The organism is Microbacterium terricola, assembly GCF_027943945.1.
Lineage (GTDB): Bacteria > Actinomycetota > Actinomycetes > Actinomycetales > Microbacteriaceae > Microbacterium > Microbacterium terricola.
In genome coordinates, this window is sequence record NZ_AP027141.1 from 342,228 (window position 1) to 354,473 (window position 12,246).

The window sequence follows — 12,246 nt, forward strand, 5'->3', positions numbered from 1 at the left end:
TCCTAGCTCACGACGTTTCGTCTCGTCGCTTCGCTCCTCGCTCATCGAGCGGAAGTGCCCGGTCGTTGAGCGAGCGAAGCGAGACGAAACGGTCCATGGCGGTCACACGAGGTACTGGCTCAGGCCGCGCTTGAGGTAGCGGCCGTCGCCCTTCGAGCCGAGGTACCGGCCGTCGTCGACGATGACCTTCCCGCGCGACAGGACCGTGTCGACGTGGCCGTCGATCTCGAAGCCCTCCCACGCGGAGTGGTCCATGTTCATGTGGTGGGTCTTGCCGTACCCGATCGAGGTGTGCCCGTTCGGGTCGTAGATCACGATGTCGCCGTCGGCGCCCGGCTGGATGACGCCCTTGCGGCCGTAGAGCCCGAACATCCGCGCGGGGGTCGTCGACGTCAGCTCCACCCAGCGCTCCAGCGTGATCTTCCCGGTCACGACACCCTGGTACATGAGGTCCATCCGGTGCTCGATCGAGCCGATGCCGTTCGGGATGGCCCGGAAGTCGCCCCGGCCGAGCTCCTTCTGGTCCTTCATGCAGAAGGGGCAGTGGTCGGTCGAGACCATCTGCAGGTCGTTGGTGCGCAGCGCCTGCCACATGTGGTCCTGGTGCCCCTCCGCGCGGGAGCGCAGCGGCGTCGAGCAGACCCACTTGGCGCCCTCGAACGCTCCCCACTCCTCGCTCGACGCGCCCAGCTGCTCCTCCAGGGAGAGGTACAGATACTGCGGGCACGTCTCGCCGAACACGTTCTGGCCGCGGTCGCGGGCCCAGGCGAGCTGCTCGACGGCCTGCTTGGCGCTGACGTGCACGACGTACAGGGGTGCCCCGGTCAGATGGGCGAGCATGATCGCGCGGTGCGTCGCCTCCTCCTCCATCTGCCAGGCGCGGGCGATGCCGTGGAAGTACGGGTCGGTCTTGCCCTCCTCGATCAGCTGCGCGGCGAGCACGTCGATGACGGGACCGTTCTCGGCATGCATCATCGTCAGCAGGCCGGTGTCCCGGCTCACCTGCATCGCCTTGAGCACCTGCGCGTCATCGGAGTAGAAGACGCCCGGATACGCCATGAAGAGCTTGAAGCTCGTGATGCCCTCGTCGATGAGCCCCGGCATCGCGGCGAGGGCGTCGGCATCCACGCCGCCGATGATCTGATGGAAGCCGTAGTCGATCGCGCAGTTGCTCGCGGCCTTGTCGTGCCAGGCGGCGAGTCCGTCCTGGATGCGCTCGCCGTACCGCTGCACGGCGAAGTCGATGATCGAGGTGGTGCCGCCCCACGCCGCCGCGCGGGTGCCCGTCTCGAACGTGTCGATCGCGGCGGTGCCGCCGAAGGGCAGCTCCATGTGCGTGTGCGCGTCGATGCCGCCGGGGATCACGTACTTGCCCGTCGCATCGATGACGGTGTCGACGGATGCCGCGACATCGGTGCCGAGCAGCTCGGAGCCGGGCGTGAGCACGGCGGCGATCCGCTCGCCGTCGATGAGGACGTCGGCGAGCGAGCGGCCGGTGGCCGACACGACGGTCCCGCCGGTGATGAGGGTGGTGCTCATGGTGCGACGATCCCTCCGTACGAGTCGGGCCGGCGATCGCGGTAGAACTGCCAGTCGTCCCGCATCGCCTGCACCAGGTCCATGTCGAGGTCGCGCACCAGCAGCTCCTCGTGCTCGCCAGAGCCGAGCGCCCCCACGTAGTTGCCGCGGGGATCGACGACCTGGCTCTTGCCGTAGAAGGTGACCGCCTCGTCGCCGTACTCGTTGTCCTCGCGGCCGACCCGGTTGGGCGCGAGGACGAAGTAGCCGTTCGCCACGGCGGCCGCCGGCTGCTCGATCTCCCACAGCCGGTTCGACAGCCCCGGCTTGGTCGCGTTGGGGTTGAAGACCATGTGCGCGCCGTTCAGGCCGAGCTCGCGCCATCCCTCGGGGAAGTGGCGGTCGTAGCAGATGTACATGCCGATCCGGCCGACCGCCGTCTCGAACACCGGGTACCCGAGGTTGCCCGGGCGGAAGTAGAACTTCTCCCAGAACTTCTCCACGTGCGGGATGTGGTTCTTGCGGTACACGCCCTTCACGGACCCGTCGGCGTCGACCAGCACGGACGTGTTGTAGTACACGCCGGTCTGCTGCTCCTCGTAGATCGGCAGCACCATGACCGTGCCGAGCTCCTTCGCGAGGGCGGCGAAGCGCTGCACGATCGGGCCGTCGGCGGGCTCGGCGTAGCGGTAGTACTTCTTGTCCTGGGTGATGCCGAAGTAGGGGCCGTAGAACAGCTCCTGGAAGCAGAGCACCTGCGCGCCCTGCGCCGCCGCATCCCGGGCGAACTGCTCGTGCTTGTCGAGCATGGACGCCTTGTCGCCCGTCCATGTCGTCTGCGTGATCGCTGCGCGTACCGTCGTCATCGTCGCCTCCTGGTGGGAACCGTCCGGGGCGGGATCGCCGGCGTCATCGGGTGCGCCGGCAGGTCGACCCCGTTCTGTTATCTTTCGGGTTGAACATTTCTCTTCGGTTTCGTCCTGTGACGCGAGCGTAAATGGTTCGCCGTCCCGGCGGTAGATGGCAGGTGTGAGGCATGAGGCTCGGCGACGAGATCCGCGACCGCTCTCCGCAGGGCATCGCGGGCGTCATCGCCCGGCTGATCACCGAGGGCGTGCTCGTCTCGGGAGATCGCCTGCCGACCGTCCGCGACCTGGCGGCGGAGCTGATGGTGAGCCCCGCGACGGTGAGCGCCGCCTGGCAGGCGCTGGCTCGGACCGGCATGATCGTCTCGCGCGGGCGGGCGGGCACCTTCGTGCGCGGGATGCGGCGGGACTGGCTCACCCGGCGGGTGAACGGCCTGTCGGCCCATGCGGGCGAGTGGCGCCTCGATCTGTCGCTCGGCACGCCCGACCCGGCCCTGCTGCCGTCGCTGAAGACGGCCTTCTCGCACGTGTCGCTGCGGGCAGACACCGGCCGGTACCACGACCTCCCTGTGCTGCCGGAGCTCGCGGCCCTGCTCGAGCGCACCTGGCCCTCCCGCGCCGGGGCGATCACCGTGGTGGACGGCGCACTGGACGGCATCTCCCGCACGCTCGAGCAGGTGGTGCGCTTCGGCGACCGCGTCGCCGTGGAGTCCCCCGGCTTCCCCTACTTCTTCGACCTGATCGATGCGCTCGGGGCCGAGGCCGTTCCACTCAGGCTCGACGACGAGGGGGTGCTGCCCGGCTCCCTCGCGCACGCCCTGAGCGAGCGCCCGACCGCCGTGATCCTGCAGCCGCGCGCCCACAACCCGACCGGAGCGTCCATGTCGGCCGAGCGCGCCCGCCGCCTGGCGGGGGTGATCGGGGCTGCGCGCGACGGCGACCGCGTCGTCGTGATCGAAGACGACCATTCCGGCCTCATCTCGATGGCACCCGATGTCACCCTGGGGCGCTGGCTGCCCGACCAGGTGGTGCACGTGCGCAGCTTCTCGAAATCGCACGGGCCGGACCTGCGCATCGCGGCGCTCGGCGGGCCCGCCCGCATCGTCGAGCGGATCGTGGCGCGCCGGATGCTCGGGCCCGGCTGGACTTCCCGGCTGCTGCAGACGGTGCTGCTGGACATGCTCACCGACCGTGGCGCGGTCGCGGCCGTCCGCGTGGCGCGGCTCGCGTACCGCGATCGGGAGGAGGCGCTGGTGAGCGCGCTGCGGCGCGAGGGCGTGCAGGTGCCCCACCCTGACGGACTGAACCTCTGGCTGCCGGTCGCCGACGAGCGAGCGGCAGCCGTGCACCTGGCCACCGCGGGCATCGCCGTGGCGGCCGGTGCGCCCTTCGTGGTCGGCGACCACGTCGCCCCGCACGTGCGGGTCACCTCGGGGATGGTCGCCGCCGACGCGGCGGACGTCGCCAGAGAGCTGGCGAGGGCGTCCCGCGCCGCGCCCCGCTGAGATACATCGCGCGGCGGATGCCGTGGGCAGCGGCGTCCGCGTAGCGTGAAGGAGTGTTCCGCCCCCTGAAGACGTACCAGCTCGTCATCGATCTCGTGGTGGCCGTGGTGTTCTTCTGCGCGGCCGGGCTGCTCGCCGGCGCGGCCACGGGCTCGCGGACCGACCTGCTGATCGCCCTCATGATGGCGGCGGCGCTCGCCGTGCGCCGGCTGTCGCCGCCGCTCTCGCTCGGGATCGCCTGGGCCGGGGCGATCGCGCAGATGCTGATCGGCCTCGACCCGATCGCGAGCAACCTCGCGATCTTCGCGGTGCTGTTCGCGACCGCCGCGTACGGCACGCGCACGGTGTTCTGGGCGGGCTTCGCGTCGGCGATCGTCGGCGCGATCGTGATCACCCTCTACCTGCTGCGCTGGCGCGTGTCGGTGACCGGCTTGTCGTGGGACGCCGTGCCCGCCGCCGCGGCGACGCTCATCGCCGCGCTCTTCGCGCTCCTGCTGTCGTGGACGGCCGGCGCGCTCGTGCGGGCGGGGATGCGCACCCGCGAGACGCGCGCGGCGCAGGTCCAGGCCGAGGCCGAGACGGTGGCCGAGCAGGAGCGCGTGCGGATCGCCCGCGACATGCACGACGTCGTCGCCCATTCGCTGGCGGTGGTGATCGCGCAGGCCGATGGTGCGCGGTACGCCGCCGCAGCCGATCCCGCCGTCGCCGCCGACGCGCTGGCGACGATCTCCACCACGGCCAGGGCGGCGCTCGCCGACGTGCGACTGCTGCTCACGCAGCTGCGCCACGCGCAGTCCGAGGGCCCCCAGCCCACTCTCGCCGACCTCGAGGCGCTCTACGCGCAGGTGCGGGCGGCCGGGGTCGACCTGCGCGTCGACGTCGATCCGGCGCCCGCCGGCGATCCTCCTGCGGCGGTGCAGCTGGCCGCGTACCGGATCCTGCAGGAGGCGCTCACCAACGCCCTGCGCCACGGCGACGGCGCCGCGGTGGACGTGACGCTGTCGTGGCTGCCCGACCGGGTCGAGCTGTCGGTGCGCAACGGGATCGGGGACCGCGCGGCGACCGATGGACCCCGTGGCGGTCATGGACTCATCGGGATGCGCGAGCGCGCTCAGCTGGCCGGCGGGACGCTGGAGGCCGGCGCCCACGACGACGCCTTCGTCGTCCGCGCCACCATCCCGATCGCCGGGGCGATCCGATGAGCGCCGCCGACGCGTCGAGCCCGCACAGCGCGCCCGCACGCGGCACCATCCGGGTCGCCCTGGTTGACGACCAGGCCCTGTTCCGTGCAGGCATCCGGATGCTCGTTGACTCGCAGCCCGACCTGGAGGTGGTGGCCGAGGCCTCGGACGGCGCCGAGGCGCTCACCGTGATCCGCGCCACCCGCCCCGACGTCGTGCTGATGGACATCCGCATGCCCGTGATGGACGGGCTGGCGGCGACTGCCGAGCTCCTGGGCGACCCCGAGCCGCCGCGCGTGGTCATGCTCACGACCTTCGACCTCGACGAAGCGGCCGCCCGGGCGATCCGGCAGGGGGCCAGCGGGTTCCTGCTCAAGGACGCCGACCCGGAGTTCCTCCTCGCGGCCATCCGCACGGTGCATGCCGGCTCCGCGGTCATCGCCGCCTCCGCCACCAGGGAGCTGTTCGCCCACTTCGCGGAGGCGACGCCGCGCACCGTGCCCCCCGCCTACGGCGACCTCACCGAGCGCGAGCGGGAGATCTTCGCGCTCGCGGCGCGCGGGCTGTCCAACGCCGAGATCGCGGCGCGCGAGTTCCTCTCCGAGGCCACCGTGAAGACGCACATCAGCCGGATCCTCACGAAGCTGGGCCTGCGCGACCGCGTGCAGCTGGTCGTGTTCGCGTTCGAGCACGGCCTCGCCTGAGCACGCGACGACGGGAGGCTCAGCGCCCTTCGAGGGCGGCGCGGTGCTTGGCGTAGCGCGGCGCGCCGACCCAGCGCCACAGCATCCGCACCGGCGCCGGCAGCTCATCGTGCAGGAAGGACTCGCCGCCGTCCGGCTGCGCGGCCAGGATCATGCCGAGGCTGTTCCAGGTCTGTCCCTTCGGCGTCGCCTTGCGGCCGTGCTCGGCGAACCATTCCGCCTCCTTCTGCGTGATGACCGTCTCCATCACGGGCACGATGTTCTGCTCCTCGTCGGGCAGATGCACGGCGAGCGCGGCGTTGATGCCCGCCAGCGCGGCGAGCACGTCGGCGGCGTCCGTCGCCGTCGCCGCCCACGGGGCGATCGCCGCGTCGAGGTCGCTGAGCGGCGCGAGGATCGCCTGATGCTGCTCCTTCATGCGCTCGACGTGGGCGGCGCACCCCGGGGCGCGCTCCTCGAGCGGGGCCCAGAGCCGCTCGTCCTCGCCCTCGTGATGGGCGTGCAGCCCGGTCGCCAGCAGCCGAAGCTGATCGGCCACCACCGCGGCGTGCGCGGTGTCGCCCGGCGCCACCCCGCGGACGAGGTCCGGCGCCTCGCCGAAGCCGCGGCGGAAGACCCGGTGGATCATGGCCATGCCGCTGGCGTCGCAGGTCTTCGCGGTGGGTGCGTCGCCGCTGGCGGGCAGGGGAGTCGCGGGCATCGGATCTCCTTCGACGATGGGATGCTGGCGCCGAGCGTAGTCCTCGGGGTCGCCCGTCCGACAGGGCAGTGTCATCCCTGCGATGTACGCGGATCGTCCGCCCGGCCGACGACCGCCGCACGCCGCGTCCGTAGCGTCGAAGACATGGAACTCACATCGACAGACCTGGGGCTCGCCGCCCGGGTGCAGCAGCTCACCAAGACCTACGGCACCGGAACGGGAGCCGTGCGCGCCCTCGACCAGGTGTCCGTCGGCATCCGCCGCGGCGAGTTCACCGCCATCATGGGGCCGTCCGGCTCGGGCAAGTCCACACTCATGCACATCATGGCCGGGCTCGACGCGCCCACCACCGGCCGGGCGTGGATCGGCGACACCGACATCACCGACCTCAGCGACCTCGAGCTCACGATCCTGCGCCGCCGCCGCGTCGGCTTCGTCTTCCAGGCGTTCAACCTGGTGCCCACCCTCGACGCGATCGGCAACATCCTGCTGCCGTTCGACCTCGACGGGCGCCGGCCCTCCGCGCTCGAGCGCGCCCGCATCGACGGGCTCGTCGCCACGCTCGGCCTCGCCGACCGGCTGCGGCACCGCCCGCACGAGCTCAGCGGCGGACAGCAGCAGCGCGTCGCGATCGCCCGGGCGCTGGCCACGAGCCCCGACCTGGTCTTCGCCGACGAGCCCACGGGCAACCTCGACTCCCGCAGCGGCCGCGAGGTGCTCGCCCTCCTCCAGGCGGCCACCCGCGAGCACGGGCAGTCCATCGCGATGGTCACGCACGACCCGATCGCGGCCAGCCACGCCGACCGGGTCGTGTTCCTGGGCGACGGGCGGGTGGTGGCCGACAAGCCGCGCCAGAGCGCCGAGGAGATCTCCGCGTACATGCTCGCGTCCGAGCTGGGCACGGCTGCCGCCGAGCCCGCCGAGCCCGCCGCCGAGGTGCTGTCGTGACCGCCGTCTCGCTCCCCGCTGCGGGGGCATCCACGGACGACCGATCCGGGACGCGGTCGTGGGACTCGCTCGCCTGGCTGCGCGAGCGCGGCATGGGCGCCAGCATCCTGGTCGCCGCCATCTCCACCGCGTTCGGGGTGCTCCTCATCACCGTCACCGGCTACATCGGCGCGATGCTGCGCGGCATCCCGGTCTTCGGCACGTCCGAGACGCTGGCGGCGATCGTCGCGATCCTCGGGATGCTGCTGCTCGCGGTCGCCGTCTACGTCGCCGCGATCGTGACCGCCAACACGTTCTCGACCATCGTCGCGGGGCGCACCAGGCGCATCGCCCTCCTCCGGCTCATCGGCGCCTCGGCCCGGTCGCAGCGCGCGGAGGTGGCCAGGCAGGGACTCGTGGTCGGCGCGATCGGCGCCTTCACGGGCCTGGTCGTCGGCACGCTCGCGGGCATGGCCCTCGTGGCGGTCGTCGACCGGATGGTCGGGCAGGACGTGGCGTACACGGTCGCTCAGCCCGCGCTGCTGTTCCCCGCCGTCGCCGTGGTGCTCACCACCTGGGCCGCCGCGTGGGCCGGTTCGCGCCGCGTCCTCACCGTGACGCCGCTGCAGGCGCTCGGGGGCACCGTCGAACCGAGCCGCACCGAGGTGGCCGGCCGTCGTGGTCGCCACACCGTCGCCATCGTGTTCGCGGTGATCGGGCTCGCGCTGCTCGCCGGCGGGCTCGCCCTCGGCCTCGTCAGCCCGCTCGGCGTCGTGGTGGCGTTCTTCGGCGGACTCTTCTCCTTCACGGCCCTCACGATGTCGGCCGCCGTCGTCATGCCCCCGCTGCTGCGGCTCACGGGTCGCCTGTTCGGCCGCTCGACGGTCGCCCGGCTCGCCGCCGAGAACGCCCTCCGGTACCCGGAGCGCTCCAGCCGCATGGCCATCGGCGTGGTGATGGGCGTCGCCCTCGTGACGATGTTCGCCGTCGCGTCGGAATCCGTGAAGGCGCTCGCCGCCGTGTCCAGCGGGGGAGAGGTGGACCCCGCCTTCGCGCAGATGCTCGACTCGTTCTCCGCCGTCATGATGGCCCTCGTCGCCGTGAGCGCGGTGATCGCGGCGGTGGGCCTGGTGAACCTCCTCACCATCGGCGTCGTGCAGCGGCGCAGGGAGCTCGGGATGCTGCGGGCCCTCGGCCTGTCGTCCGCCCAGGTGCGACGGATGGTGCTGCTCGAGGCTGCGCACCTCACGGTCACGGCGCTCGCCTTCGGGCTCGTGCTCGGCGTCCTCTACGGCTGGATCGCCGCGCAGTCCGTGCTCGGGTCTGTGCCCATTCCGCCGGCCTGGATGGCGCCGACGCTCGTCGCCCCCGCGATCCCGCTGGTCCCCGTGCTCGTCGTCGTCGCCGCGACGGCCGTGCTCACGCTGGTCGCCGCGGTCGTCCCGACGAGGCTGGCGACCCGGGTGGCGCCGGTGGAGGCGCTCGCCGAGTAGTGCCCGCCGGCGCCGGGTCAGCTGTCGGGGGCTGAGCCGGCGCCGGCCTCCGGGTCGTGCGCCCAGGTCGGCGCGAGCGCCGCGATGCGTGAGCCGCGCCACTGCCAGACACCCCAGAGCCCCGGCCAGAGCAGGGGAGCGGCGGTGCCGCCGATCACGAGGCGCTCGCGCCACAGCGTCTTCGACGGGTCTCGCGGCGCGGGGGAGACGGCCATCTGGTGGTCCCACACGTCCAGGCCGGCGAGCGGCCCGGTCAGCGGGATGCCACTGTCGCGCAGGATGCGCACCTTGCCGTGCTGCTCGTCCGCGAAGCGGTGGCTCACGTGGATCAGCTGGCGCCCCACCCGCATCCCCCCGACGGCGAGCTGCACGGGCACGTCGGCGCCGGGCTCGAGCGCGGTGGGCAGCCCGTCCGGGTCGAGCGGCGCCAGTTCGAGCAGGGGCCCGTAGACCTCGGCGAGGGCGCGGGGGGAGTGCAGTGCGCGCCATGCGGCGTCCGCATCGCAGTCGATGACGAGCTTCAGCAGGATCCGCATGCTCCAGTGTCGCACCCGCGTGTGCGCGCCGCCCTGTCGCGCTTAGGCTTGCTCGGTGCCTTCGTCGCCCGACACCGCCCCGCCGTCCAGCCGGCCGTTCAGCCAGTCGACCTACCAGGTGCGCCTCGAGTGGGGCGTCGACGGCCTCGCCCGCCTCGCACCGGCCGACGTGGTGGTCGTGGTCGATGTGCTGCGCTTCTCCACGACCGTGACGGATGCCGTCGCCGCCGGCGGCGACGTGCCCCTCGATGCGGCGGCTCACGCGGTCTCGCTCAACGGGGCCGCGGTCGCCGCGGCCGCCGACCCCGGGGCGACCGTCCTGCTGGGGTGCCTCCGCAATGCCGCCGCCGTCGCCCGCGCCGTGATGGCCGAGCAGGAGCGCCGCGGCGCGCGCACCAGCATCGCCGTCATCGCGGCCGGCGAGCTCGCGGCGCGCGGCCCCGCGGGGCCCCTGCGGTTCGCGGTGGAGGACCAGCTCGGCGCCGGAGCGATCATCGACGCGCTCGGCGCCCTCGGCATCGACCACACCGCACCGGAGGCCGCCGCCGCCGCGGAGAGCTTCCGTGCGCTGCGCGGCGCGGTGCGCCACCTGCTCACCGCGAGCGGCTCCGGACAGGAGCTGCTCGGCCGCGGGCTGCGCGACGAGGTGCTGGCGGCAGCATCCGTCGATGCGGTCGACACCGTGCCGGTGCTCCGCGACGGGGTGTTCGTCGCGAGCTGAGGACGCCTACCGCGGAGTCATCGCCGCGAGGCGGGTCGCCGTGCTGATCTCGCGGCGACTCCAGGCGAACAGGAAGCGCTGGTCGAACCGCGAGGCGCACTTCGCGCACGAGGTCGGCCGCGACACCTTGCGGTGGCGGTAGGCGACGTGCCCGGCCGGGCACACCCCCACCCATGGCGCCAGCTCGGTCGCCGTCTCGCCGTGGTGCGTCGTGCCGCCGACGTAGCCGAGGTCGCGGGCGATCGCCTTCCAGCGCTGCCCGTGCCCCGCGTTCGCCCCGGCCAGGGCATGCGCGACCTCGTGCAGGAGCGTCTGATGGTTGGCGTCATCGTCGTAGCGCGCGGCGAGATAGCGCGAGACGCTGATGCGCTTGCGCGTGTAGTCGCACAGCCCGGCACGCCGCTTGGCGTTGTCGAACCCGAAGGTCCACGACGCGTCGAGATGGGTGGTGATCAGCGCCTCGGCCCAGCGGCGCACCCGTTGCAATTCCGACATGGGTCGACGTTAGAACAAACCTGCGACAGTCGCTCAGCTGGCGACGGAGGCCCGTGCCCGACGGCGGTCGGCGGCATCGATGGCTTCGAGGGTGGCGGTGAGCGCCCGGTCGTCGGCCCCGGCCTCCTGCCGCAGGAACAGCGCCCGCTTGAAGTCGGCGCGGGCCTGGTCGTAGTCGCCCGCGGCGAAGTGCACCTTGCCGCGGTGCTGGAAGGCGAACGCGGCGATCGCGCTCCATCCCTGGCCCTCAGCCTCGAGTGCGCAGGTGGTCAGCTCCTGGTCCGCGGCCGCATAGGCTCCGCGCACCTGCAGCACCGACGCGTGCAGGATGCGCGCACGGAGCAGGTCCTTGCGCGTGCCCGCCATGCGAGCCACCCGTACCGACTGCTCGGACAGCACCAGGGCGTCCTCCGAGCGGTCGAGCACCTTCAGCAGCCACACCCGCTCGAGCAGGGCCGGCAGGCTGCGCTCCTCGCCGATCTCGTCGAGGCGGTCCTTGCACTGGCGGGTGTCCACCTGCTCGTGAAGGGTGTCGGGGTCATACCCGTGGATGTAGCTCATGGCGTCGACTCCTCTCCCCGCGTGCTGCCCTTCCAGTGTGCATCGGCCCCCATCCGTTTACGGACGGAACACGCCGCGTGCCCTCCCGGCGATGCGGCGTGTCCCGTCCGTAAACGGGTCGGGGCGGGTCGTGACGGGTCGGGACGGCGCGGGTCAGCGCTCGAAGAGCGACGACGAGGGCTTCGGCGAGGGGGTGGCGTCGGCATCCGTCGCCACCGTCGCGCCCCGCACGAAGTCGTCGATCTCGGCGCCCTGGGCGACCTTCGCGGGGTGGGGCCCCGCCGCCATCAGCCGCGGCAGCCACTGCGTCGGCAGCGGAGCGGCCGACGCGGCCACGACGAGGTTGCCGAAGCGGCGGCCCTTGAGGGTCTGCACCTCGGCGAGCACGATCACGTGCGCGAGCACCCGCTGCAGGGTCGCCACCTGGCGCCGGGCGAAGGCGAGCCCCGCACCGTCGGCGACGTTCACCAGCAGCACCCCCTCGGGTGCGAGGAGGGCGGCGGCCTCGCGGTAGAACTCCACGGTGGTCAGGTGGGCGGGAGTCTGCGCGCCGGAGTACACGTCGCTGACGAGCAGGTCGACCGCGCCGCTCATGGCCGCGGGAAGGCGTGCGAGACCCGCGCGGGCGTCGCCGTTGCGGACCCGGATCGCCGCCGCCCTCGGCAGCGGCAGGTGCGCACGGACCAGGTCGACCAGCGGCTGCTCGAGCTCGATGACCTGCTGGCGCGAGCCCGGCCGGGTGGCCTCGACGTACCGGGGGATCGTCATCGCGCCCGCACCCAGATGAACGGCCGTCAGCGGCTGTCCCGGCAGGCGCAGCTGGTCGATCACCGCACCCATCCGGGCGACGTACTCGAAGTGCAGGTGGGTCGGATCGTCCAGGTCGACGTGCGACTGCGGGGTGCCGTCGACGACGAGCTCCCAGCCGTTCGCGAACTGGCTGCGCACGACCTGCGCGATGGTCCCGTCGCCGAGCCGGGTCTGCGCGGGGACGTCCTCGTACCGTGCGCGCGCCATGGCTCGAGGGTATCCGGTGCGG

13 protein-coding genes are annotated in these 12,246 nt (G+C 72.7%); 6 read left to right on the top strand and 7 right to left on the bottom strand.

All coding sequences use genetic code 11. The annotated features are described in order from the left end of the window. Nucleotides 1-102: 102 nt before the first annotated feature. Complete coding sequence (gene hydA / locus Microterr_RS01670; protein WP_263796509.1) at nucleotides 103-1,539, bottom strand: dihydropyrimidinase; 1,437 nt, start codon at nucleotides 1,537-1,539, stop codon at nucleotides 103-105. Further along, on the bottom strand, nucleotides 1,536-2,384 hold the full coding sequence (locus Microterr_RS01675) for a nitrilase-related carbon-nitrogen hydrolase (protein WP_263796508.1): 849 nt from the start codon (nucleotides 2,382-2,384) through the stop codon (nucleotides 1,536-1,538). Before Microterr_RS01675 ends, hydA begins: the two co-directional genes overlap by 4 nt. A 170-nt stretch (nucleotides 2,385-2,554) precedes the next feature. On the opposite strand from Microterr_RS01675, the gene Microterr_RS01680 reads away from it, so the two are divergent. The 3 genes from Microterr_RS01680 to Microterr_RS01690 are packed head-to-tail and all read left to right on the top strand — an operon-like array spanning nucleotide 2,555 to nucleotide 5,774. Continuing rightward, entirely contained in the window at nucleotides 2,555-3,889 is a 1,335-nt protein-coding gene (locus tag Microterr_RS01680; RefSeq protein ID WP_263796507.1) for an aminotransferase class I/II-fold pyridoxal phosphate-dependent enzyme, read from the top strand. Between the two features lie 53 nt (nucleotides 3,890-3,942). Next, nucleotides 3,943-5,091 (top strand): sensor histidine kinase, encoded by a 1,149-nt coding sequence (locus tag Microterr_RS01685; protein ID WP_263796506.1) that lies wholly within the window; start codon nucleotides 3,943-3,945, stop codon nucleotides 5,089-5,091. Beyond that, a complete protein-coding gene (locus Microterr_RS01690; RefSeq protein WP_263796505.1) occupies nucleotides 5,088-5,774 on the top strand; it encodes a response regulator in 687 nt (228 codons plus the stop codon). The genes Microterr_RS01685 and Microterr_RS01690 overlap by 4 nt, the downstream gene beginning before the upstream one ends. A 19-nt stretch (nucleotides 5,775-5,793) precedes the next feature. Here Microterr_RS01690 and Microterr_RS01695 read toward each other — a convergent pair whose 3' ends face one another. Then, nucleotides 5,794-6,474: a hemerythrin domain-containing protein gene (locus tag Microterr_RS01695; RefSeq protein WP_263796504.1), complete on the bottom strand. Its 681-nt coding sequence runs from the start codon at nucleotides 6,472-6,474 to the stop codon at nucleotides 5,794-5,796. Between the two features lie 144 nt (nucleotides 6,475-6,618). Between Microterr_RS01695 and Microterr_RS01700 the strand changes: the two genes are divergently transcribed. Both Microterr_RS01700 and Microterr_RS01705 read left to right on the top strand, forming a co-directional pair. After that, nucleotides 6,619-7,422: an ABC transporter ATP-binding protein gene (locus tag Microterr_RS01700; protein WP_263796502.1), complete on the top strand. Its 804-nt coding sequence runs from the start codon at nucleotides 6,619-6,621 to the stop codon at nucleotides 7,420-7,422. A 92-nt stretch (nucleotides 7,423-7,514) separates the two neighbouring features. Further along, nucleotides 7,515-8,894 (top strand): ABC transporter permease, encoded by a 1,380-nt coding sequence (locus Microterr_RS01705; protein WP_263798848.1) that lies wholly within the window; start codon nucleotides 7,515-7,517, stop codon nucleotides 8,892-8,894. Nucleotides 8,895-8,911: 17 nt separating this feature from the next. Here Microterr_RS01705 and Microterr_RS01710 read toward each other — a convergent pair whose 3' ends face one another. Then, nucleotides 8,912-9,430 (bottom strand): hypothetical protein, encoded by a 519-nt coding sequence (locus tag Microterr_RS01710; RefSeq protein ID WP_263796501.1) that lies wholly within the window; start codon nucleotides 9,428-9,430, stop codon nucleotides 8,912-8,914. 55 nt (nucleotides 9,431-9,485) lie between these two features. Between Microterr_RS01710 and Microterr_RS01715 the strand changes: the two genes are divergently transcribed. After that, nucleotides 9,486-10,151, top strand: a complete 666-nt coding sequence (locus Microterr_RS01715; RefSeq protein WP_263796500.1) for a 2-phosphosulfolactate phosphatase — start codon at nucleotides 9,486-9,488, stop codon at nucleotides 10,149-10,151. 6 nt (nucleotides 10,152-10,157) lie between these two features. On the opposite strand, the gene Microterr_RS01720 is transcribed toward Microterr_RS01715, so the two are convergent. The 3 genes from Microterr_RS01720 to Microterr_RS01730 form a co-directional block, all read right to left on the bottom strand. Then, a complete protein-coding gene (locus tag Microterr_RS01720; RefSeq protein WP_263796499.1) occupies nucleotides 10,158-10,646 on the bottom strand; it encodes a SprT-like domain-containing protein in 489 nt (162 codons plus the stop codon). Nucleotides 10,647-10,679: 33 nt separating this feature from the next. Beyond that, on the bottom strand, nucleotides 10,680-11,207 hold the full coding sequence (locus Microterr_RS01725; RefSeq protein WP_263796498.1) for a tetratricopeptide repeat protein: 528 nt from the start codon (nucleotides 11,205-11,207) through the stop codon (nucleotides 10,680-10,682). 153 nt (nucleotides 11,208-11,360) lie between these two features. After that, the gene (locus Microterr_RS01730; RefSeq protein WP_263796497.1) at nucleotides 11,361-12,224 is read right to left on the bottom strand and encodes a spermidine synthase; all 864 of its coding nucleotides are present in this window, start codon (nucleotides 12,222-12,224) and stop codon (nucleotides 11,361-11,363) included. Between the last annotated feature and the right edge of the window lie 22 nt (nucleotides 12,225-12,246).